This is a genomic window from Streptomyces sp. NPDC001515 (assembly GCF_053597115.1).
This window is the reverse complement of sequence record NZ_JBSFHN010000049.1, coordinates 1-22,575: the sequence shown is the minus strand read 5'-3', so window position 1 is coordinate 22,575 and position 22,575 is coordinate 1. Positions and strand designations below refer to the sequence as shown.

17 protein-coding genes are annotated in these 22,575 nt (G+C 72.3%); 6 read left to right on the top strand and 11 right to left on the bottom strand.

What is annotated here, in order from left to right; translation table 11 throughout:
• Positions 1-142: 142 nt before the first annotated feature.
• Positions 143-1,147, top strand: a complete 1,005-nt coding sequence (locus ACWCXC_RS34400) for a LacI family DNA-binding transcriptional regulator (RefSeq protein WP_450891537.1) — start codon at positions 143-145, stop codon at positions 1,145-1,147.
• A 124-nt stretch (positions 1,148-1,271) separates the two neighbouring features.
• On the opposite strand, the gene ACWCXC_RS34395 is transcribed toward ACWCXC_RS34400, so the two are convergent.
• The 10 genes from ACWCXC_RS34395 to ACWCXC_RS34350 all read right to left on the bottom strand — a co-directional run bounded on the left by ACWCXC_RS34395 (position 1,272) and on the right by ACWCXC_RS34350 (position 16,785).
• Positions 1,272-4,526, bottom strand: coding sequence for a LamG-like jellyroll fold domain-containing protein (locus ACWCXC_RS34395; RefSeq protein ID WP_450891536.1), 3,255 nt, complete (start codon positions 4,524-4,526; stop codon positions 1,272-1,274).
• Between the two features lie 231 nt (positions 4,527-4,757).
• Entirely contained in the window at positions 4,758-5,855 is a 1,098-nt protein-coding gene (locus ACWCXC_RS34390; RefSeq protein ID WP_450891535.1) for an NADH:flavin oxidoreductase/NADH oxidase, read from the bottom strand.
• Positions 5,856-5,998: 143 nt separating this feature from the next.
• Positions 5,999-6,271 carry a DUF1876 domain-containing protein gene (locus ACWCXC_RS34385; RefSeq protein WP_383636940.1) on the bottom strand — a complete coding sequence of 91 codons (273 nt, stop codon included), beginning with the start codon at positions 6,269-6,271 and terminating at the stop codon, positions 5,999-6,001.
• Positions 6,272-6,340: 69 nt separating this feature from the next.
• Complete coding sequence (locus ACWCXC_RS34380; RefSeq protein ID WP_450891534.1) at positions 6,341-6,733, bottom strand: hypothetical protein; 393 nt, start codon at positions 6,731-6,733, stop codon at positions 6,341-6,343.
• A gap of 33 nt (positions 6,734-6,766) precedes the next feature.
• Positions 6,767-9,952: a glycosyl hydrolase 115 family protein gene (locus ACWCXC_RS34375; RefSeq protein WP_450891533.1), complete on the bottom strand. Its 3,186-nt coding sequence runs from the start codon at positions 9,950-9,952 to the stop codon at positions 6,767-6,769.
• Between the two features lie 13 nt (positions 9,953-9,965).
• A complete protein-coding gene (locus ACWCXC_RS34370; RefSeq protein WP_450683529.1) occupies positions 9,966-11,075 on the bottom strand; it encodes an endo-1,4-beta-xylanase in 1,110 nt (369 codons plus the stop codon).
• Between the two features lie 172 nt (positions 11,076-11,247).
• Positions 11,248-13,659 (bottom strand): beta-xylosidase/alpha-l-arabinosidase, encoded by a 2,412-nt coding sequence (locus ACWCXC_RS34365; RefSeq protein ID WP_450683528.1) that lies wholly within the window; start codon positions 13,657-13,659, stop codon positions 11,248-11,250.
• Positions 13,660-13,710: 51 nt separating this feature from the next.
• Positions 13,711-14,604 (bottom strand): carbohydrate ABC transporter permease, encoded by an 894-nt coding sequence (locus ACWCXC_RS34360; protein WP_450683527.1) that lies wholly within the window; start codon positions 14,602-14,604, stop codon positions 13,711-13,713.
• 4 nt (positions 14,605-14,608) lie between these two features.
• Positions 14,609-15,538, bottom strand: a complete 930-nt coding sequence (locus ACWCXC_RS34355; RefSeq protein ID WP_450683526.1) for a carbohydrate ABC transporter permease — start codon at positions 15,536-15,538, stop codon at positions 14,609-14,611.
• A gap of 2 nt (positions 15,539-15,540) precedes the next feature.
• Positions 15,541-16,785 carry an extracellular solute-binding protein gene (locus tag ACWCXC_RS34350; protein ID WP_450683566.1) on the bottom strand — a complete coding sequence of 415 codons (1,245 nt, stop codon included), beginning with the start codon at positions 16,783-16,785 and terminating at the stop codon, positions 15,541-15,543.
• A 215-nt stretch (positions 16,786-17,000) separates the two neighbouring features.
• Here ACWCXC_RS34350 and ACWCXC_RS34345 point away from each other — a divergent pair, with 215 nt between their 5' ends.
• The 3 genes from ACWCXC_RS34345 to ACWCXC_RS34335 all read left to right on the top strand — a co-directional run bounded on the left by ACWCXC_RS34345 (position 17,001) and on the right by ACWCXC_RS34335 (position 19,442).
• Positions 17,001-18,065 (top strand): LacI family DNA-binding transcriptional regulator, encoded by a 1,065-nt coding sequence (locus ACWCXC_RS34345; protein WP_385109044.1) that lies wholly within the window; start codon positions 17,001-17,003, stop codon positions 18,063-18,065.
• On the top strand, positions 18,062-18,208 hold the full coding sequence (locus tag ACWCXC_RS34340; RefSeq protein WP_450891532.1) for a hypothetical protein: 147 nt from the start codon (positions 18,062-18,064) through the stop codon (positions 18,206-18,208). The genes ACWCXC_RS34345 and ACWCXC_RS34340 overlap by 4 nt, the downstream gene beginning before the upstream one ends.
• Positions 18,209-18,353: 145 nt before the next feature.
• Positions 18,354-19,442 (top strand): WD40/YVTN/BNR-like repeat-containing protein, encoded by a 1,089-nt coding sequence (locus ACWCXC_RS34335; RefSeq protein ID WP_450891531.1) that lies wholly within the window; start codon positions 18,354-18,356, stop codon positions 19,440-19,442.
• A 24-nt stretch (positions 19,443-19,466) separates the two neighbouring features.
• On the opposite strand, the gene ACWCXC_RS34330 is transcribed toward ACWCXC_RS34335, so the two are convergent.
• Complete coding sequence (locus ACWCXC_RS34330) at positions 19,467-20,144, bottom strand: uracil-DNA glycosylase (protein ID WP_450683523.1); 678 nt, start codon at positions 20,142-20,144, stop codon at positions 19,467-19,469.
• Between the two features lie 160 nt (positions 20,145-20,304).
• Here ACWCXC_RS34330 and ACWCXC_RS34325 point away from each other — a divergent pair, with 160 nt between their 5' ends.
• Both ACWCXC_RS34325 and ACWCXC_RS34320 read left to right on the top strand, forming a co-directional pair.
• Entirely contained in the window at positions 20,305-21,330 is a 1,026-nt protein-coding gene (locus ACWCXC_RS34325; protein WP_450891530.1) for an N-acetylglucosamine kinase, read from the top strand.
• Positions 21,331-21,442: 112 nt separating this feature from the next.
• Positions 21,443-22,366, top strand: coding sequence for a sirohydrochlorin chelatase (locus tag ACWCXC_RS34320; RefSeq protein ID WP_450683521.1), 924 nt, complete (start codon positions 21,443-21,445; stop codon positions 22,364-22,366).
• Positions 22,367-22,575: the final 209 nt, after the last annotated feature.

Genomic DNA, 22,575 nt, shown 5'->3' with positions numbered 1-22,575 from the left:
TCCTTCGCTGGGAGCACCCTCATATTGCAACGTTGCAAGCAACGTGGCAAGAGGGTGCACGGGGGAACCTCGCACCACCTGTTACGGTCACTGCGCACGGGCGCGGGCCCTCCGCCCCCGGCAGAGAGCGGGAGCACCGGACGTGGCAGCGAGACTCAAGGACGTCGCCGCACGGGCGGGCGTGTCCGTCAGGACCGTCTCCAACGTGGTGAGCAACGCGGCCGCCGTGGCCCCGGCGACCCGGGCCCGGGTGCTGGCCGCGGTGGAGGAGCTGGGCTACCGGCCGAACCTCGCCGCCCGCAACCTCCGCCAGGGCCGCACGGGCCTCATCGGCGTGGTCGTCCCCGAGATCCACTCCCCCTACTTCGGGGCGCTCGCGGGTCTCCTCATCGACGCGGCCCAGGAGCGCGGCTGGACGGTGCTCCTGGAGCGCACCGGGGGCCGCGCGGAGCTGGAGCGGCGGCTGCTGGACGGCTCCGAGGGCCATCAGGTGGACGGGATGATCATCAGCCCGTGGTCCACGCCCCCGGCCGAACTCGCCTCGCTGGCGGGCGGGTTGCCGCTCGTGGTCCTCGGCGAGCTGGATCCGCACGGGTCCATCGACCATGTGGCGCTGGACAACGTGGCGGCGGCCCGGGACGCCGCCCGGCACCTGGTGGCGGCCGGCCGCCGGCGCGTCGCCGCGATCGGCCTCCAGTCCGCGCTCGGGCACGGCACCGCGGAGCTGCGGGCCGAGGGGTTCCGGCTGGCGCTCGCGGAGGCCGGGCTGGACGCGGTGGCCGAGATGGAGGTGGCGGATCTGCACCGCGAGGAGGGGGCACGGGCGCTGCGGGAGCTGCTGCTCCTGCCGGAGCGCCCGGACGCGGTGTTCTGCTTCAGCGACGAGCTGGCGCTCGGGGCGCTGCGGGCCTGCGGCGAGCGGGGCGTGCGGGTGCCGGAGGAGCTGGCGCTGGTGGGCTTCGACGACATCGAGGACGGACGGTTCTCCACCCCTTCGCTGACGACGGTCTCCCCCGACCTGGCGCAGATCGCCGAGCGGGCGGTGCAGTGCCTGAGCGAGCGGGTGCTCGGCCGGCTGGCGGATCTGCCGGCGCGCCGGATCATGGTCCCGCACCGGCTGCTGGTCCGCGAGAGCAGCGGGGCGTAGGGCCTGTCCGACCGTTCCCGTCCGCCGGGCAGCAGGAGGCTCCCGGCGGCGCGGGCTCGTGCCGCGCCGCCGGGAGCGGTTCTGAGGGGCGGGTGCCGCACGCCGGGGTGCGGCACCCGGGGTGTTACGCCTTCCCGCCGTCGTGCAGGGCGGTCACCTCCTGATCGGTGAGCGCCTTGTCGAACACCTGGACCTGGTCCACGGAACCGTTCCAGAAGTCGGTGTTGTTCCCCGACCACTTGGCGCGGCCCACGGACAGGGCTCCGCTGCTGACGTCGGCCGATCCGGCGGGGGCGGTGGAGACGAGGGTGCCGTCCACGTACAGCTTGATCTCGTGGCCGCTGCGGACGCCGACCAGGTGGTACCACCGGCCGAGCTGCGGCGTCATCTCGGCGCGGGCACGGTGGGCACCGGGCGTGGAGAAGGCGAACGCGCCCTGGCCGTACTGGAGGTAGAAGGGGTTCTCCTGGCGTCGGCCGTCCTGGCTGACGACGGTGGCGTAGTTTCCGGGGAGCGCGTCCAGGGACGCCCAGGCGGAGACGGTGTAGTCGCCGGTCGTGTCGACGACCGGGCCGTCGGTCTCGGCGTACTGGCCGTCGCCGTCGAACCTCAGCGCCGAGCCGTGCACGCCGGTGGTCCAGGACGTGCCCCCGGAGAGGGTGAGGTCCTTGTGGTTCGGTCCGGCGTCGGCGGCCGTGGTGCCCTTGTTCTCGTCCAGCGACCAGGAGCCGCCGCCCTTGACCGGGGTACGGCTGCCGGCGGCGGCGCCGGCGGCGATGACCTCGCGGTTGATCTTCCGGACCTGGGCGGCGTCGACCTTGATCTCGCGGCGGTCGTACGTCCAGAGGCCGTTGAGCTCGTTCTCCAGGTCGGTCACCTGGGTGTAGATGGAGCCGGAGAGTTCGGCGCCGGCCGCCTCCAGGTAGTACTTACGGGTGTTCTCGACGTACGTGGCGGTGAGCGCGGCCTTGTCGGCGACGCCGCTGTAGATCACGGTCGGGGCGCCGGGCCACATGTGGCCGGGCATCCGCAGGGTGAAGCCGCCGTGCTCGCCGTCCATCGCGGCCCGGTTCGCGTCCGGGAAGGCCGGGTCGGTGTTGTTGTAGTCGTGGTGGTCGATGATGTCGCCCTTGCCCGAGTCACCCTTGGAGTTGCAGCAGTTGACACCGCTGTGGGCGTTGACGATGCGGGAGGGGTCGGCCGCCCGGACCTTCTCGGTGATCCTGCCGGTCTCGGTGCGGTCCCACTCGCCCCAGCCTTCGTTGAAGACGATCCAGGAGCCGATCGAGGGGTAGTTGTGCAGCTGCTCCATCATCTCGGCGCCCTGGTCGACGAAGGCATGGTGGCCCTTGTCGTTGGTGAGGTTGCCGGAGACGAAGTCCTGCCAGACGAACAGACCGAGCCGGTCGGCGTGGTAGTACCAGCGGGCGGGCTCGACCTTGATGTGCTTGCGCACGGAGTTGAAGCCGAGGTCCTTCTGCGCCTTCAGGTCGAAGACCAGCGCGTCGTCGCTGGGCGCGGTGTTCAGTCCGTCCGGGTAGAAGCCCTGGTCGAGCTGGGCGAGCGAGAAGAACGGCTTCCCGTTGAGGACGATCTTCCGGTAGCCGCCGACGTCGGCGATGCCGACGGAGCGCATGCCGAAGTAGCTGTCGACGGTGTCCTTGGACCGGCCGTCCTTGAGGGTGACCTCCAGGTCGTACAGGTAGGGGTCGTCCGGGGTCCACAGGTGCTGCTTGGCGACGGGCAGGCTCAGCTCCCTGTTGGCCGGTCCGGTGACCGTGCCGACGACCTTGCCCTTCTTGTCGCGGGCGACGGCCGTGACCCGGGCGGACGTCGAGGCGTCCTCGGAGTTCGCCTTCAGGGCGAGGCGGCCCGTGCCGATGTCCGGGGTCGTGGTCAGGGAGTCGATGGCCGCCGGGGCGACGGGCTCCATCCAGACGGTCTGCCAGATGCCGGAGGACGCGGTGTAGAAGATGCCGCCGGGGTTGGCGGACTGCTTGCCGGTGGGCTGGTCGGGTCCGGTGGTGTCGGTGACCGCGACAACGATTTCCTGCGGGCCGCTGCCCTTGACCGCGTCGGTGATGTCGGCGCTGAAGGCGGTGTAGCCGCCGGTGTGCTCGGCGACCCGCGTGCCGTTGACCCAGACCGTCGCCTCGTAGTCGACGGCGCCGAAGTTGAGCTTCAGCCGGTTGCCCTTGTCGGCCTTGACGGCCCAGTTCTTCGGGACGGTGACGAGCTTGCGGTAGAACATGTGGTCTTCGTGGCGTTCGAGACCGGAGAGCTGCGATTCGACCGGGTACGGCACGGTGATGCGCTCGTCGAGCTTCTTGCCGAAGACCGGCTTCTCGCCCGCCTCGGCACCGGCGAACTCCCACGGGCCATTGAGGTTCTGCCAGCGGTCACGCACCTGCTGCGGGCGGGGGTACTCGGGCAGCGGGTGCTCGGGGTCGACCTTGTCGCCCCACTGGGTGGTGAGGCGGTGCGTCGACTTGTTGGTGGCCGTGCGGTTGATCGCGGGGACGGTCTCGCCGCCCGCCTTCAGGCCGGCCTCGCCGTCGTACGCGATCTTGACGCGCTGGTCCTTGAGGACCGCCGCGCCCAGCTTGACGACGAGTTCCCTGCCGCCCCGGGCCCGGGTGACGGACGTGACGGGCATCGGGGTGGTGTCGGCCTCGACGGTGAGGTGGTCCTTCAGGGACCCGTAGTCGCTGACCTCGTCGTCGAAGACGGCGTGCAGTTCCGTGCCGTTGTCCGCGATGCTCAGCCCGACGGGGTAGACCTCGAAGTCGGCGGGCGGGGTGAAGGCGGACTCCGGGACGAACTGCTTGGCCAGCTTCGCGCTGGACCAGCGCAGGAACATGTTCGCGCCGCCGGTGTCCTGGAACATCTCCAGCTTGAACGCGTGCGGCTCGCCGGCCTTGAGCGTTATCGGCTCGCTGGTCTGCTCGTTGTCCCAGTCCGGCTGCCAGTGGTCGATGACGGCCTTGCCGTCGATGAACAGGCGGAAGCCGTTGTCGCCGCTGGCGGAGAAGGTGTAGTCGCCGTCCTCGGGGGCGGTGAGGAAGCCGGTCCAGCGGGCGGTGGTGTTCTCGGTCCGGCCGGTGGTCGACTGGAACGTTCCCGTGAGGCCGGGGAAGTTGATGTTCGGTTCGAGAGCGACCCCGCCGAGCTGGGCGAAGTCCCGCGCGCCCGGCGCGGACATGCTGTAGTACTCGCCCTTCAGACCATGGACGGTGGTGGCCGGGTCGGACGCGGCGAACGCGGCCGGGACGGCACCGACCGGGGTGGCCGCGGCGGCGGGAACCAGGGTCGCACCGACGGGTATGAGGAGCGCGGCAGCACACGCCACCGTCCTCAACACCGCACGGGAACAGGGCATTTGTCGTCTCAAGGCGTCGTCCTGTCGAGAGAGCCGTAGTGCCTCGATCCTGTGAGGCACAGCACATGATCGAACATTGAGTCACAGCGTCAAACGCAAAACAACAGTCGTGCACGAAGAATTTTCAACGATAGAAAATTTGCTCGCAGGAAAAAGTCCCATGGACGCGCGGACCCCCGCCACGCTCTCCGGCGGGGAGGCGCGACGGGGGCGGGGGCCCTGCCGACAGGGTCAGATCGCGTAGGCGTACTGCTCCGGGGCGCGGCCCCGGACGTTCAGCCCGGCGGCAGCGTGCCAGGCCCAGGACGGGTTGCGCAGCAGTTCGCGGCCGAGGAGGACGGCGTCGGCGCGGCCCTCGGCGAGGATCTTCTCGGCCTGCTGGGGGTCGGTGATGAGACCGACGGCGGCGACCGGGAGCGAGGTCTCGCGCTTCACGCGCTCGGCGAAGGGCACCTGGTAGCCGGGGCCGGTCGCGATGCGGGCGTGGGGAGCGTTGCCGCCGGTGGAGACGTCGAGCAGGTCGACGCCGTGGGCGCGCAGCTCCTCCGCGAAGCGCACCGTCTCGTCGGCGGTCCAGCCCTCGCGCGCGTCGTCGGCGTTCTCGCTGAGCCAGTCCGTGGCGGAGATACGGAAGAAGACCGGCAGGTCGTCCGGCCACACCTCGCGTACGGCGTCCACGACCTGGAGCGCGAAGCGGGTGCGGTTCTCGTAGCTGCCGCCGTAGGCGTCGGTGCGGTGGTTGCTGTGCGGCGAGAGGAACTGGCCGATGAGGTAGCCGTGGGCGCCGTGCACCTCGACGACCTGGAAGCCCGCGGCGAGCGCGCGGCGCGCGGCCTCGCGGAAGTCGTCCACGACCCGCTGGATCTCCTCGACGGTCAGCTCGTGCGGGACGTGGTGACCCTCGTCGAAGGGCAGCGGACTCGGGGCGACGGGCGTCCAGCCGTGCGCCTCGGGGCCGACGGGCGCGCCGCCCTTCCAGGGCGCGGCGACGGAGGCCTTGCGGCCGGCGTGTCCGAGCTGGATGCCGATCACCGCACCCTGCGCCTTGACGAAGTCGGTGATCCGGCGGAAGGCGGCGGCCTGGGTGTCGTTCCAGAGGCCTAGGTCGTTCGGGCTGATCCGCCCCTCGGGGCTGACCGCCGTCGCCTCGGCGAGGATCAGACCGGTGCCGCCGGCGGCACGGGCGGCGAGGTGGGTGAAGTGCCAGTCGGTCGGGACGCCCGCGTCGGGCCCCTCGGGGGCCGCGCTGTACTGGCACATGGGCGCCATCCACACCCGGTTGGGCACGACCAGCGACCTCAGGGTGTACGGCTCGAACAGGGCACTCACGACAGACTCCGCATCGACGGGCCGGAAAGGATCGCTAGTACGATACATCCCGTACTACGACGCTCGTCAAATTACGAAGCCTCTCGTACCAAGCGGCAGGCGCGACAGCCCGGCGCGACCCTGCCCCCGTTGCGCGGATTTCCTCAGGTCAGCGGGTACGAAGTGCGCCCCGACGCCTCGTCGATCTCGTCGTGGGCCTTGGTCAGAAGCTTCATCGCGAGTTCGTTGAGGGCGCGGGCCCCCGCGATCTCCTCGCCGACCCGGGGCTGGCGGGCGTCGGCGGGGTGCCGGCTGGCGTAGCCGTGGGCGCGTACCTCGGTCCCGTCCGACAGCCGCACGAGCGCTGCCGCACGGGTGCGCTGGGTGTCCTCCTCGAATTCGAGCTCGATGTGCCATCCGACAGCCGTCTGGGTCATGGCGCTCACCTCCGGGAGCTACCTCTCCAGGGTGCGCCCGCTCCCCCGGCGTCGCACGGCGGCCCGGGGTCAGGCGGCGGGGTCCGCTCCCCTGCGGCGCAGCACGATCGGGGCGTCGGCGTCGTAGGACTGGCTCCAGCCGCGCCCCGCGCCCGACTTCCAGGCGATGTGGACGGTGGCCCCGTCGACCCGGACGGAGTCCACCGTCATGGCGCGCTCGCCGTCGCGCACATCGCCCCGGCGCAGCCCGTCCGCGCGGACGGTGACCCGGTCGGCCGTGCGCGCGGACTCCGCCTCCTCGGCCGCGGCGCCGAGCGCGGCGGCCAGTTCCCGGGCCCGGTCGGGTGAGCAGACGAGCGAGAACGCCCCCGACGCCGTCACGGCGCGGATCCGCACCCCGGTGCCCTCGGGGGTGATCTCCAGATCCCCGGCCACCGCGTCGTGGTCGTTCCAGCTCGTCATCGTTCTGTTCTCCTCCGTGCCCGGTCCCCCGGCTCAGCGCAGCCGGAGGCTCTCCGGCGGGCCCAGATAGCTGGGCTTGAGGCCGCCGGTGTCGATCACCAGGTTCTGCAGCACCACCGTCGGATCGACCATCCAGAATTTCAGCACATGGACGCCGGCCTCGCCGATGCGGTGCACGGTGCTGGTGACGTTGACGTTGTCGGAGGTGTGGCGGGCCCACTGCGGGTTCATCGTGCCGTCGTCGGCCCCGGTCGTCCGCGTGACGTTCACCGACTGCGGGGCGTCGTCGTCGAAGGAGACGGCGTAGGTCAGCCCGTCGGTCGGCAGCGGGTTGTTGCGGGGCGAGAGGTACGCGTGGACGGTGACCGGTCCGGTGGTGAAGAGGGTGACCCGGTACTCCAGCCTCGGTCCCCGGCCGCCGGGCACCTGGCGGGCGGCGGTGACCGGGAAGGGCTCCATGCCCGCGCCGGTCCGGCCGATGCCCGGCAGGCGCCGCCAGGTGATGCCCCGGCCGCCGACGGCCCGGGTGACGTGGTCGGCCTCGATGGAGACGTAGCCGTTGGCCTCCACGAAGCCCTCCGGCCGCCCTCCGGGGAGCGCGGGCCGCTCGACGACCGCCGTGACGACGACCTCGTGGCCATCCGGCCCGGTGACGGTGACCGGCACCTCGGTGGTCCCCCGCGGGGCGCGGTCCCAGTCGACGCGCAGGGTGATCCGGTCCTGGTCGGTGACCCGGCCCCGGACGCGGTCCGCCCGCAGCCAGGGGGCTCCGGTGCGCACCCGGTAGTCGAACGGGGCCCGGCCCCGGTTGAACACCTCGATGTACTGGGCGGGCTGGCTCTGGTACGGGCTGAAGACCGGCAGCACGGGGCGGCCCGGCTCGCGGGGCCACCAGTGCGCGGAGCCGTCCACGGCCACGCCCATCTCGGCGGCGGCGGGCAGGTCGATGCGCCGGACTGCGGGGAAGAGCACGTCCTTGATCGCGACGTTGTCGATTTCGGGCTGCTGCCAGGGAGCGTTGGGCCCGTAGCGGGCGACGTCTCCGTAGTCGATGTGCGGCTGGGTCTGGAAGCCCTTCCACTTCCCGCCCGCGACACGGGTGTTGAAGCGGTCGGCCAGGGCCAGGTCGTCGGCGAGCCGGGCCTCGGCGGCGTCCGCGAGGGCGTTGGTGCGGGCGCGGCCCTGTCCGGCGTAGTGCAGGTTGGTGAACTCGGCCTCGCGCAGCGCGTACAGGTTGGCCGTCGCCGTGACCTCGTAGCCGACCAGTTCGTACCACGCGTCCTGGGCGGACGCCGGCAGACCGCGGCCGACGCGTTCGGCCTCGGCGCCGAGGAGGCGCCACTCCTCGGTGACGCGCTCCAGCTCGCGGTAGTCGACGAGGCTGAACGGGGTCGCCTCGTCGTCGTACACGATCGCGGAGGAGTCGTGGGCGGGGTCCTTGGCCGGGTCCAGGGTGATCTTCCGGTTGAGGAGTTCGGGCTTGCGGCGCGACTGGAGGCGGGCGTAGGCGTTCAGCACGGCGGCGATCTCGGCGGCCTTCCGCTCGCCGAAGTTCTGCCGGGCGAAGCCCTGCTCCCACTCCGGCAGCCGGTCCAGGGTCCACCGGCCGGGGTTCCAGGCGTAGTCCAGGAAGAACTGGGTGGGCAGTTCGTTGCCCTTGAGATCGCCGACGTTGGCGACCCACAGACCGCGGTTGCCGTAGGCGGCGCACTGGTGGAGCTGGTCCCAGAGGTTGGGCAGGGAGGCGGTGTCGACCCACTTGTAGTTGCGGCCGACGCCGACGTAGTCGAAGTGGTAGTAGAGCCCGTAGCCGCCGGCGCGGGCGCCCTCGCGGGGGTCGGGCAGCTTGCGGATGTTGGCCCAGTTGTCGTCGGTGAGGACGACCGTGACGTCGTCGGGGACCCGCAGTCCCCGGTCCCAGTAGCGCTGGACCTCCTTGTAGAGCGTCCAGACCTGCGGAATCGTGGTGACGTCCCTGCCGGACACCTCGGCGAGGATCTGCCGCTGGGTGGCGATGATCTCGGTCATCAGCTCGATGCCGTCGCCGTCGGGGAGGCTGACGTCGCCGTTGCCGCGCATGCCGAGGGTGACGACGCCTTCGAAGTCCTCGTCGCGCATCCGCCGGATGCCCTCGGCCCAGTACGCCTTGATCGCCTCGGCGTTGCGGCGGAAGGACCATTCGCCGGTGCCGCCGTAGGGGTCGTGGCCGGGTGTGACGATCGTGCCGTCGCCGTCGCGCACGGCGGGGACGGCGTGGCGGTTCCACTCCTCGATGCCGCGCATCATCGGGGCCTCGTGCGAGGTGCCCATGACGACGCCGTACGCCTTGGCGGTGGCGTGGTTGAGCGGGTCGTCCTCGGCGAAGGCGCGTCCCCAGACGGCCGGCCAGAGGTAGTTGGCCTTCAGGCGCAGCATCACCTCGAAGACCTTGGCGTAGAAGGCGGCGTTGAAGCCGCCCTCGAAGCCGGGTGCCTTGCCGGGGCCGAAGTAGCCGGGGGCCCAGGTGCCGAGCGCCGGGTTCTCGTCGTTGATGAAGAAGCCCCGGTACTTCACGGCGGGGGTGCCCTGGGTGTGCCGGCCGGGGCGTATGTGGATCCGGTCGCGGTGCACGGGCCGCACGTCGTCCCACCAGTACCAGGGCGAGACGCCGATGCCGCGCGAGACGTCGTACGCGCCGTAGATCGTGCCCCGCTGGTCGCTGCCCGCGATCACGAAGGCCCGGTCGACGCCGGGCAACGGGTGCTCGACGACGGTCTGGAGGCTGGTCTCCCAGGCACCCCGCAGACCGGTCACGTCCAGCTTGCCCCGGGCGACGAGGTCGTCGATCAGGGGGCTGCGGCCCAGGGTGCCGATGACGGTGATCTCGCGGGCCCCGGGCACGGCGGTGTGCGCCAGGGCGGGGCGGATGCCGGTGACCCGTTCGATGTCGTCGCGCAGGTCCCCCGCGACCCGCACCACGCCGGGCCAGTCGCGGTCACTGACCAGCATCGGGGTGGCGCGCCCGTTCCCGGCCAGGGGGAAGGTGCCCCTCCCGGGGGTGAAGGTGACGTACGCGCCCGGGTCGGTCGGCTCGGCGGCCGGTCCGTGCCCGATGGCGGACGCCTCCGCCGCGAGTCCGGTGAGGGAGCCGAGCGGGGTGGCGGCCAGGGCGGTGAGCCCGAGTCCGAGCCCGAGCGCGGCCCTGCGGCTGGGAGTGCGCGGAACGCTGTCGTCGCTCATGCGGATGCCTCCCTCACTTCCGGCCGGCGGCGAGCTTCAGGTCCTCGGTGAGCGCCTGGTACGCGGGCTTGGGAACGTCGTTCTCGTCGAGGAGGTTGGCCGCGCCCTCGCCCTCGAAGACGTCGGGGACCCAGGAGTAGCGGTCGGTGAAGCCCCACACCGTGAAGTCGGTGCAGTGCCGGGTGAGCAGGCAGCCGCGCAGCAGGACGTCGTATCCCTCGGCCTGCGCCTCCTGCTTCGTGCTGTCCACGGGCATCGGGACGCGGACGTCGGCCTCGGTGATCGCGGTCTCCAGTCCGAGGTCGTCGAACCGCTTCATGTTGGCGGCGATGTCGTGCGGCGCGTTGTACCGGACGGAGAGGTGGCCCTGGATGCCGACGCCGTCGATGGGCACGCCCTGGGCGCGCAGGTCGGCGACCAGGCGGTGGAGAGCGGTGCTCTTCGCGTTGACGCCCTCGATGTTGTAGTCGTTGATGTACAGCTTGGCCTTGGGGTCGGCCCGGTGGGCCCAGCGGAAGGCGTCCGCGATGTAGCCGGGCCCCAGGGTGCGCAGCCAGAGGCTGTCACGCAGGGTGCCGTCCTCGTTGAACGCCTCGTTGACGACGTCCCACTGCCAGATGCGGCCCTTGAAGTGGCTCGCCTGGTCGGTGATGTGCTTGCGCAGCAGGGCGCGCAGCTCGTCGGCGCCGAAGTCGCCCTCGGTGAGCCAGGCGGGCAGCTGGCTGTGCCAGACCAGGGTGTGGCCGCGCACCAGCTGGCCGTTGCTCCGGGCGAAGTCGACGAGCGCGTCGGCGGCGCTCCAGTCGTAGCTGCCGCGCCGGGGTTCCACGACCTCCCACTTCATGACGTTCTCGGGGGTGACGGAGGTGAACTCGCTCGCCGCGCGGGCCCGGTAGGGGGCGTCGGTGGCCAGGGCGTCCATGTCCACCGCCGTGCCGACGCGCAGTCCGGCCCGCCGGCCGAGGCTTCCGAGGGTGTCGGCGGCGGGCGGCTTCGGCGTGACCCGCGCGGCGGAGGGCTCGGCGGAGGGCTCGGGCGCGGCCGAGGCGTCGAGGGTGAAGGAGGAGACGAGGAGGGCCGCGGCGGCGGTGCCGACCAGACCCGCCCGGATTGACTTGCGCATGACACATCCCTTTCGCTGGACGCGCCGTCCCGGACCCTGGGTAGCGGGATCGGCGCACGTTCGATGAAGGTGTTTCGAAAGTTTCGTGGACCTCCCCGCATCCGGCGAAAAGGCCGGCGGGGGCGGGGAGGTCCACACGAGGGGTGCTACGCAGGGGCCGGTGCCCGGCCGGTCAGTTCGCGGCGGGCTCCGCGACGGGAAGGGGCTCGACCGAGACACCGCAGACCAGGCGGCGCCGGTGGTCGACGACGCGTTCCGGCCCGGTCAGCCGCAGCCGTACGGTCCGGCGGACCGCGGAAGCGTCGCTGGAGGCGGCCAGCCTCAGCTCCAGCTCGCCCGGTTCGACGACCTTGCGGCCCCCGACCCCGGTGAACGAGGCCAGATCGGCGTGGAAGCCGAACCGCACCCGGGCGGCGGCGCCGGCGGCGAGCGGGACCCGGGCGTAGCCGATCAGCCGCGCCTGGGGACGGGTGGTCTGGGCGACCGGGTCGTGGAGGTAGAGCTGCACCACCTCGGCTCCCTCGCGGTCCCCGGTGTTGCGGACCGTGATCTCCACGTCGGCGGAGCCGTCGGTGGGCAGCTCGGCGGGCTCCGGATCGTCGCCCTCCCACGCGAAGGTGGTGTACGTCAGACCGTGGCCGAAGGGGTAGAGCGGCGTCGGGTCCAGACTGCTGACCCCGCTCGCCAGCCCCAGCGGCGGCTGCAGATACGTCCACGGCTGCCCGCCCGCCCCGCGCGGCACGCCCACCGGGAGCCGGCCCGAGGGGTTGACCCGGCCGGAGAGCACCCCGGCCAGCGCCGGACCGCCCTCCTCACCGGGGAAGAACGCCTGGACGACGGCGGCGGTCCGGTCCGCCCACGGCCCGAGCCCGTAGGGGCGGCCCGTCAGCATCACCAGCACCACCGGCGTTCCGGTGGCCAGCAGGGCGTCGAGCAGTTCGCCCTGGACACCGGGCAGCGCGAGGTCGGCCGCGTCGCAGCCCTCGCCGGAGGTCCCCCGGCCGAAGAGCCCCGCCCGGTCACCGAGCACGGCGACGCAGACGTCGGCGTCCTCGGCCAGCCGGACCGCCTCCGCGAAACCGGAGGTGTCGGTGCCGTCCACCGCGCAGCCCCCGGCGAAGCCGACGCCCGCGTCCGGGAACTCCGCGCGGACGGCCTCCAGCACGGTCGGGACGTCGATCCCCATGCTGCTCTCGGGGTGCGAGACCCCGACATGGCTGGGGAAGGAGTAGCAGCCGAGCATGGCCAGCGCGTCGTCCGCGCGCGGCCCGACGACGGCGATCCGTCCGGGGGCGCGCAGCGGCAGCGTGCCCCCGGGGTTGGCGAGCAGCACACAGGCCTGTTCGGCGAGTTCGCGGGCCAGCGCCCGGTTCTCCGGCGGATCCAGGTCGACCCGTTCGCGGGCCCGGGCGGGGTCGGTGTCCTCCAGGGCGGCGGGCAGCGGCGACCAGTCGGGGTCCAGCAGGCCCAGCTCGCACTTCTGGAGCAGGACGCGGCGCAGCGCGCGGTCGACCAGCTCCTCGTCGACGGCCCCCTCACGCACGGCGGCGACCAGGACGTCGCCGTAGCTGCGGACGGTGGGCAGTTCGACGTCCACGCCCGCGGCCAGGGCGAGCCGGGCGGCGCCGGCCCGGTCGGCGGCGACCTTGTGCAGGGTCTCCAGGAAGCCGATGCCGAAGTAGTCGGCGACCACGGTCCCGGTGAATCCCCAGGTGTCCCGGAGCAGTTGGGTCAGCAGCTCCGGGTCGGCGGCCGCGGGCACCCCGTCGATCTCCGCGTACGAGTGCATGACCGAGCGCGCACCGCCCTCCAACAGCGCCATCTCGAAGGGCGGCAGGATCACGTCGGCCATCTCTCGGACGCCGGCGCGCACCGGAGAGAGGTTGCGGGCTCCGGCAGAGGCCGCGTATCCGGCGAAGTGCTTGAGGGTGGCGACGATGCCGGCGGACTCCAGTCCGCGGACATAGGCGGTGCCGAGGGTGCCGACGAGATAGGGGTCCTCGCCGATGGTCTCCTCCACCCGGCCCCAGCGCAGGTCGCGGACGACGTCCAGGACGGGGGCGAGGCCCTGGTGGATACCGACGGCGCGCATGTCGGCACCGATCCGGCGGGCCATCTCGGCCACCAGCTCCGGGTTCCAGGCCGCGCCCCACGACAGGGGCACGGGGTAGGCGGTGGCGCCCCAGGCGGTGAAGCCGGCCAGGCACTCCTCGTGGGCCAGGGCCGGGATGCCGAAGCGGCCGGCCTCGGCGATGCGGCTCTGGGCGCGGGCCAGGGCGAGTGCCCCGAGGCCGGGGTCGACGGGGGCGGTGCCGAAGGGGCGGGTGAGCTGGCCGAGGCCCCGGGGGGTCAGCGCGTCCCAGTCGACGGGGTCGACCATGTCGTTCTGGTGGGGGGCGACCCCGTCGCCGTCGGCGTCGGCGCCGACCCAGATGCCGTACAGCTGGGCGGCCTTCTCCTCCAGGGTCATCCGGGGGATCAGATCGGCCACCCGCTCCTCGGGGGTGCGGGACGGATCGCGCCACGGGCCGTCGACGGCCGGGTCCGGTGTGGAGCGGGCATGCGGGACAGCGGGGATTGCCATGGGGGCAGGGGTTCCTCTCATGAGTACGGTGGTGCGGGGCGGCGTGGGTCTCTACTTGCCGCCCACCCCCATCAGTCCGTTGACCAGCGCCTTGCGCGCCACGAGGTACACGGCGAAGATCGGCACGACCGAGAGCACGATCGCGGCCAGCACGGCGGGGATGTTCACCCCGAACTGGGACATGAAGTTGAACAGGCCGAGGGTCAGGACCCGGTTCTCCTCCGACTGCGTCAGGATCAGCGGGAACAGGAAGCCGTTCCACGCCTGGAGCGCCGTGTAGATGGCCACGGTGCTGATGCCGCCCTTGGACATCGGGATGGCGAGCTGCCACAGCATCCGCAGCGGCGACGCGCCGTCGAGCGCCATGGCCTCGTACATCTCCTCGGAGACGTCGCGCATGGTGCCGCTGAGGATCAGGACCGCGACCGGCATCGCGAAGGCGGCGGTCGGCAGGATGATCGCCGGCAGGCTGTCGTACAGGCCCAGCTTGCTGATCAGCAGGTAGAGCGGCACGATCACGGCCTGCGCCGGAATGGCGACACCGAGCAGGAAGGTGCGGAAGGCCAGCCCGGAGAGCCGGCTGCGGGTCCGTACCGCGACATAGGCGACGGGGACCGCGAGCACCAGGACGATCGCCACGGTGACCACGGCGACGATCGCCGTGTTGAGCAGCATCGAGGAGAAGCCGCTGTCCAGCACCGTGCGGTAGTTGTCGAGCGTCGGGTCCGTCGGAAGGGCCAGCGGGTCGCCGTTCAACGCCTGGTCCTGGTGCATCAGGGAGGCGGAGACGAGGGTGTAGAGCGGTACGGCCACGATCACGAGCCAGACCAGGGAGCCGAGGCCGGCCAGGGGGTTGCCCCAGCGGCGGCGGCGCGCGGCGGCCGCGGTCCGGCTGCGGGTCACGGGCGACGCGAGGCGCGGCGCGGGGCGGGTGTCGGTCGACATCTCGTCACATACCTTCCCGGGTGGACCGCATGTTCCCGAAGCCGCTGAAGCGGACCAGGATCAGCGACAGCGCTGTGGCCACGACGACCAGGGCGGTGGCGATCGCCGCCGCGTAGCCGAGGTCGTAGGTCTGGAAACCGGTCCGGTACATCAGGTACGGCAGCACGGTGGTGTCCGTGCCGGGCCCGCCCTTGGTCATGATCAGCACGGTGTCGAAGTAGGTCAGCGAGCCCACGATCATCAGGACCGAGGAGGTCGTGATGGTGTGGCGGAGCTGCGGCAGCGTGATGTGGAAGAACTGCCGGAGCATGCCGGCGCCGTCGATCTCCGCCGCCTGGTAGAGCACCTGGGGGATCTGCCGGGTTCCGCCCTGGTAGATCAGGGTGTGGAACGGCATGAACTGCCAGCCGCCGACGAAGGCCACGGTGAGCAGCGCCCCGTTGGACGAGCCCATGATGTTGGGGTCGACGCCGATCCACGGTCCGATCGCGTTGATCACACCGAAGTTGGGGTCGAGCAGCGCGTGGAAGAGCATCGCGATGGCCGTGGTGGACAGCAGCAGCGGGATGAAGAAGATCGCGGAGAGCACGGCCCGGCTGCGCTGCCTGCCCGCCGCCCAGACGCCGAGCAGCAGGGCCACCGGGGTCTGGAAGGCCCAGCTGATGGTGGTGAGCAGCAGGCTGAGCCAGGCCGCCTGGCGGAACTCCGGGTCCTTGAACAGCCGGGTCCAGTTGTCCGCGCCGGTGAGGGTCGGGGAGTTCAGCCCGTCCCAGTGGCAGAAGGAGAGATAGGCGGCGATCGCCAGCGGGACGATCGCGAAGAGCGCGAAGAAGAGGATGCCGGGCAGGGCCCAGGCGACCGAAGGGCGGCCGACGCTGCCGGCGGCCGCCCTTCCTCCTCCGCGCACCTTCCTGTACGTGGAGAGCTGGGACATCGTTACTTGACGGCCTTCATCGCGGCGACGAACTGCTCGGGCGTGGACTTGCCGGCGAACAGCTTGCTGATCTCGGTGAGCAGCGGGGTGGCGATCTTCGACTCCAGGGCCTGGTCCCAGGAGAGCGTGAAGTCGGGCGCCTTCTGGACCATCGTGTACTGGTCGTTGGCGAACTGCGGGTTCGGCGAGGAGTTGAGCATCGACGCGGCGTTGGACGTGGTGGGGACGTCACCGTTGTCGATCAGGGCCTTGCTGTAGGACTCGGCGGCCATGGCCTTCAGGAAGGCTATGGCGGCGTCCTTGTGCTTGGTGCGGGCGTTGATCGACCAGTAGTTGGTGGGGTTGCCGACCACGTTGGCCGGGTTCCCGACGCCTCCGGCCACGGTCGGGAAGGCGGTCCAGCCGAGGTCCTTCTCGGCGAACTTCGGCGCCTTGCCCAACTGCGTCGAGTACTCCCACGAACCCATCAGGTGCATGGCCGCCTTGCCCTTGTTGAGCAGAGTGGGGGCACCGCCGTTGCCGTAGTCGACGGAGTTGAAGTTCTTGCCGAAGGCTCCGTCGTCGACGAGCTGCTTGACCGTCTGCGCCGTCTTGAGCACGGCCGGGTCGCCCCACGCCGAGCTGTCGCCGTTCTGGATCTTCCGGAAGACGTCGGGGCCGCCGATCCGGTCGAGGAGGTACTCCATCCACATCAGCTCGGGCCACTTGTCGGAGCCGCCGAGGGCGAACGGCGTGATGCCCTTGGCCTTGAAGGTGGTGATGGCCTTCTGCAGGTCCTCCCAGGTCTTGGGGACCTGGACGCCGTTCTCGGCGAAGAGGGTCTTGTTGTAGAAGAGCATCACGGGCTGCATGCCGCGCATCGGGATGCCGTAGGTCTTCCCGTCGAGGCCGCCGGCGGCGACGATCGAGGGGAGGAACCCGTTCTTGAGCGTGGCGTCGTTCTTGACCGTGGAGGTGAGGTCGACCAGCTGGTTCGCGTCGACGTACGGCTTGATGGAGCCGCCGCCCCAGTTGAAGAAGATGTCGGGCGCGCTCGGGGAGCCCATGGCGCTGCGGAGCTTGTTGACGTACTCGGTGCCGGGCACGGAGACGAGCTTGACCTTGACGTCGGAGGTCTTGTTGAACTCCTTCACCGCGGCCTGCTGAACCTTGACGGCGTCGTCGCCGTAGACGTACGCGGTGAGGGTGCCGCCGCCCCCGCTGCCGCCGTCGGAGCCGCAACCGGCGAGCAGACCGGCCATGACCATGGCGGCGCCGGCCGCGGTCCATCTCGCCGTACGTGAACCATGAGTGAAAATACCCGACCGCATGACCGCACCTCTGTCGAATGTTTCGGTACCACTTCCGAATGTTGCCGGAACCGTACGGTCGCGTTTCGGGCGCGTCAAGAGGGTGGGAGAAGGTATTTGGCCGGACCCCACCGAGACGTTGCCCCGACGCCGAGGGGAGCTACGATCCCTCCATGAGCCCCGCAAACGTCCAGTCACATCAGGAGAACGCGCCGGCCGGCGACGCGCCGGAAGGCACTGCCACCCTGGCGGAAATCGCCCGAGCGGCCGGAGTCTCGGCTCCGACAGTTTCGAAGGTGCTGAACGGGCGCGCGGATGTCGCCCCGGGTACCCGCACCAAGGTGGAGGAGTTGCTGCTGCGCCACGGCTACCGCCGCAGACGCGGCTCCGCCACCCAGTCGCAGCTGATCGATCTGGTCTTCCACGAGCTGGACAGCGCGTGGGCCATGGAAGTCGTGCGCGGGGTGGAGAACGTCGCGCGCGAGGAGGGCCTGAGCCTGGTCCTCTCGGAGAGCGCCGGCCGGCTGACGCCCGGCCAGACCTGGGTGGACGGGGTGCTGGCCCGCCGCCCCGTCGGGGTGATCCTGGTGCTCTCGGACCTCACGGCCGCCCAGCGCGCCCAGCTGACCAGCCGCAGCATCCCGTACGCGGTGGTGGACCCGGCCGGCGACCCGGGCGACGACGTCCCCTCGGTCGGGACCACGAACTGGCAGGGCGGGCTGGCCGCCACCCGTCATCTCACCGGCCTCGGCCACCGCCGCATCGGCGTGATCAGCGGCCCTTCGCGCATGATGTGCAGCCGCGCCCGGGTGGACGGCTACCGCGCGGCGATGGAGACCGCCGGGCTGCCGATCGACCCCGAGCTGTTCCGCGAGGGCGAGTTCCAGCACGAGGCCGGGTACACGGCGGGGCTGGAGCTGCTGCGGCTGCCCGACCGGCCGACGGCGGTCTTCGCGGGCAACGACCTCCAGGCGCTCGGGGTCTACGAGGCCGCGCGCGAGCTGGGACTGCGCATCCCGGAGGACCTGAGCGTCGTCGGCTTCGACGACCTCCCGCTCACCCGCTGGATCGGCCCGCCGCTCACCACCGTGCGCCAGCCGCTGATCGAGATGGCCGAGACGGCGGCCCGGCTGGTCCTCGACCTGGGCCGGGGCCGGCAGCCGGCGACGACCCGCGTCGACCTGGCCACCAACCTGGTGACCCGCAGCAGCACGGCCGCGCCCGGCGGCCGGTCGTGAACCCCCGCCGCGGTGGCCGCGACGACGCCGCCCCGCCGACCCTGCCGAACCGCATCGGCTCCCGCCACGTGGACGACCTCACCGAGGAGGACGGCTCCCCGACACGGCTGCTCACCCGGACCGCCGGCCACCCGGGCTCCTGAGCCCGGCCGGCGCGGTCGCGGGCCGGGCGGCGAGGGGCGCGGACCGAGGAAGGCGCGGTGCCCGGTGCCGTCCTGCGGGGCGCTGTCAGTGCCGGGGTGCAGACTGGCCCGTATCCGGCACAACGGCGTCTCGGGAGGTTCGGTCATGACAAATGTTCTGCTCGCCGTGGGCACCCGCAAGGGGCTCTTCATCGGCCGCAGGCGCGGCGGCACGTGGGAGTTCGACGGTCCGCATTTCAACGCCCAGGCGATCTACTCGATCGGCATCGACACCCGCGGGGACGTCCCCCGGCTGCTGGTGGGCGGCGACAGCGCGCACTGGGGCCCGTCCGTGTTCCACTCCGACGACCTGGGCGCGAGCTGGGTCGAGCCGACGAAACCGGCCGTCAAGTTCCCGGAGTTCACCGGGACCTCCCTGGAGCGGGTCTGGCAGCTGCACCCGGCGGGCCCCGAGGCGCCCGACGTGGTGTACGCGGGCACGGAGCCGGCCGCGCTGTTCCGCTCCCGGGACCGGGGCGAGTCCTTCGAGCTGGTGCGGCCGCTCTGGGAGCATCCGACGCGTGACCGGTGGGTGCCCGGCGGGGGCGGCGAGGGTCTGCACACCGTGCTGACGGACGAGCGCGACCCCCGCGCGGTGACGGTCGCCGTGTCGACGGCCGGGGTGTTCCGGACCGCCGACGGCGGCGAGAGCTGGGAGCCCGCCAACAAGGGGGTCTCGGCGGTGTTCCTGCCCGATCCGGACCCCGAGTTCGGCCAGTGCGTGCACAAGGTCAGCCGGGACGCGGTCGACCCCGACCGGCTCTATCTCCAGAACCACTGGGGGGTGTTCCGCAGCGACGACGCCGGGGGCCACTGGACGGACATCGGCGCGGGGCTGCCCTCCGACTTCGGCTTCGCCGTGGCGGCGCACCCGCACCGGGCGGACACCGCGTACCTCTTCCCCATCAACGCCGACGCCGACCGGGTCCCGGCCGAGCACCGCTGCCGTGTCTTCCGGACCACCGACGCGGGCGCGAGCTGGGAGCCGCTGTCGAACGGCCTGCCCGAGGGCGCCCACTACGGCACGGTGCTGCGCGACGCCCTCTGCACGGACGACGCCGACCCGGCCGGGATCTACTTCGGCAACCGCAACGGGGAGGTGTACGCGAGCGCGGACGACGGGGGCACCTGGCAGCAGCTCGCCTCGCACCTGCCGGATGTGCTGTGCGTCCGCGCGGCGGCCGTGGACGGCTGAGCCGGACCGGGCCGGAGCCCCGGATCAGGGCAGGCGCCAGTCCACGGGCTGCGCGCCCTGCCGCTCCAGCAGTTCGTTGGCCCGGCTGAAGGGACGCGATCCGAAGAAGCCCCGGTCCGCGGACATCGGTGAGGGGTGGGCCGACTCGATAGCCGGGTAGTCGCCCAGCGAGGGCCGGAGGTTCCGGGCGTCGCGGCCCCAGAGGATGGAGACCAGCGGGGTCCCGCGCGCGACCAGCGCGCGGATGGCCTGCTCGGTGACTTCCTCCCAGCCCTTGCCCCGGTGGGCGCCGGGCTTACGGGGCGCGGTCGTCAGCGCCCTGTTGAGCAGCAGCACGCCCTGGCGCGTCCACGGCGTCAGATCGCCGTTGGACGGGCGGGGCAGCCCGAGATCGCTGTGGAGTTCGCGGTAGATGTTCTCCAGGCTGCCCGGCAGCTGACGGACCTCGGGAGCGACCGCGAAGCTCAGCCCGATCGCCATGCCGGGGGTGGGGTACGGGTCCTGACCGACGATCAGCACGCGGACGTCGTCGAACGGCTGCTGGAAGGCGCGCAGGACGTTGGCCCCGGAAGGCAGGTAGGTGCGGCCGGCCGCGACCTCCGCGCGCAGGAAGTCGCCCATCTCGGCGACGCGTCCCGCCACGGGCTCCAGCGCCTTGGCCCAGCCGGGCTCCACCACTTCGTTCAAAGGTCGTGCTGTCACGGTGATCACCCTACCGGCGTAACGGGCGTCCGCCACCCGCCGGCCCGGGCGGGCCCGCGCGGACCGCAACGCCCCGGCCGGTGCCGCCGGTTCGCTCCGGCGACGGAGGGATAGGCTGCCGCCGTCATCGCACCGTTCAAGCATCGAGGGGAGCCACTCCATGGGGTCGTACGGACACCGGCCCGGGGAGTTCGTCCTCGGCGTCGACTCCGGCGGTTCCGGGCTGCGCGTGGCCCTGGGCACCGTGGGCGGGAATGTCCCCCTGGCCACGGCGGACTGCGCCGAGCCGGTGCGGACCGGTCCCGGCGGCATCGACGCCGCCCATCTCCTGGAGCAGTTGCTGCCCGCGGCACGCGGGCTGCTGGAGGCCCACGGCGGGAAGCGGATCGCCGCCGCGGCGATCGGGGCGGCCGGCATGGCCACACTCGGTGACCGTCTCCGTGCCGAACTGCCGGCCGCGCTGGGGAAGACGCTGGGCGTGCGCCGGCTGGCGCTCGCCGCCGACGCGGTCACCGGATACGCCGGAGCGGTCGGTGAGCGGCCCGGCGCGGTCGTGGCGGCCGGCACCGGGCTGATCGCGCTCGGCACGGACCTGACGCACTGGCGGCGGGCGGACGGCTGGGGGCATCTGCTGGGTGACAGCGGGGGCGGGGCGTGGATCGGGCGGGCCGGACTCGACGCGGCGATGCGCGCCTACGACGGGCGGCGCGGCGGCTCCCCCGCCCTGCTGGCCCGGCTGGAGACGGTGTTCGGCCCGGCGGCGGAACTGCCGGGTCTGCTCTATCCGCGCACCGACCGGCCCAAGGTACTGGCCTCGTTCGCCCCCGAGGTGGCCGGCTGCGCGGCGGACGACCCGGTCGCGGCCGGGATCCTGCGCGAGGCGGCGGTCCACGTCGCGGAGGCGGCCGCGGCGGTGTGCCCCGAGGCCGGGGCGGACGGCGCGGGCTGCGAAGTGGCGCTCACCGGAGGGCTGTTCCGGATCGGGGAGCCGCTGCTCGCCCCGCTGCGCGAGGAACTGGCCCGCCTGGTGCCGCACGCACGCGCGGTCCCCGGTTCGGGTGATCCGCTGGCCGGCGCCTCGCTCCTCGCTCGGGCGCTGGCCACCGGCGGTCCGCGACTGCCGGAGCATCCCACGCTGCTCCGGGTCACCACGTGCACCTCGGAACCCACACCCTCAGGGGGCTGACAGAGCAGGGCAGTCGACCGGTAAGGCACTGATCGGACAAAGGCGGACAGACGACGCTCGACCGGGCCCTACCCGAGCAGCGGGCCACCCAAAACCAGTAGCATGCGGCGCCATGAGCACCCCCACTGGGCCCGCTTCCGGCCTGCCCGTACGAATGCCGCGACCTCGCCAGTCCGGACGGCACCGCCGCCCGGAGCCCGTGGTCGCACCCGAGGGCGCCGCCGCGCTCGTTCTCGCCGTGCCCGGCACCCCCTCCCCGGCCAGCCGCGGTCTGGCCGAAGAGGTCATCAGCATCGCCCGTTCCGAGCTTCCCGGCCTGAACGCCCTGATCGGCTACGTCGACGGCGACGACGCCGAGTACCCGGCCCTCTCCTCCGCCCTGGCGCACGCCGCCGCCGAGCGCACCGCGCGCTACGAGCAGGCGCTGGCCGTGGGCCGCGAGGTCGCCGAGCCCGAGGGCCCGGCCGCCGTCGTGGTGCCGCTGCTCGCGGGGCCGGACGGCGCGCTCGTGCAGCGGATACGCGACGCGATCGAGGACAGCAAGGCCCCGGCCGAGCTGACCGATGTGCTCGGCCCGCACCCGCTGCTCGCCGAGGCCCTGCACGTGCGGCTCTCCGAGGCCGGGCTCGCCCGTGCCGACCGGGCGCGGCTGTTCACGGTGGCCACGGCCGCCGACGGCATCGTGCTGGCCACGGTGGGCGGCGAGGAGGCCGTGCAGGCGGCCGGGATCACGGGCATGCTGCTGGCCGCGCGGCTCGCCGTGCCGGTGATGGCCGCCGCGCTGGACGTGGAGGGTTCCGTCGCCGCGATCGCCGAGCAGCTGCGGGGTTCCGGTTCGCTCCAACTGGCCGTGGCTCCCTATCTGGTCGGCCCCGAGGTCGCCGACGGGCTGCTGGACGCCGCGGCGAAGGAGGCCGACTGCGCGAGCGCCGAGCCGCTCGGCGCGTATCCGGCGATCGGCAAGCTGGTGCTGTCGCTGTACATGAGCACGCTGGGCATCGCTCCCGCCCTGGCGCAGGGAGCGCAGACTCTCTGATCCGTACCGCCGGAACGCGGCGGCCGGGGCGTGCGCACGTCCGTGACGGGCGGGTACGCGGGGTGGACCTCACCCCGCGCACCCGCCCGTCACGCGTGGGAAGCGCCGTGCCCCCGGCCGTGGGACCGCGGGCCCCGGCCCCGCGGAGGGTCCGGTCACGCCAACACCCCCCATGAGGGGGGGGGGACCACCAGCGTTCCCGCCGGGGC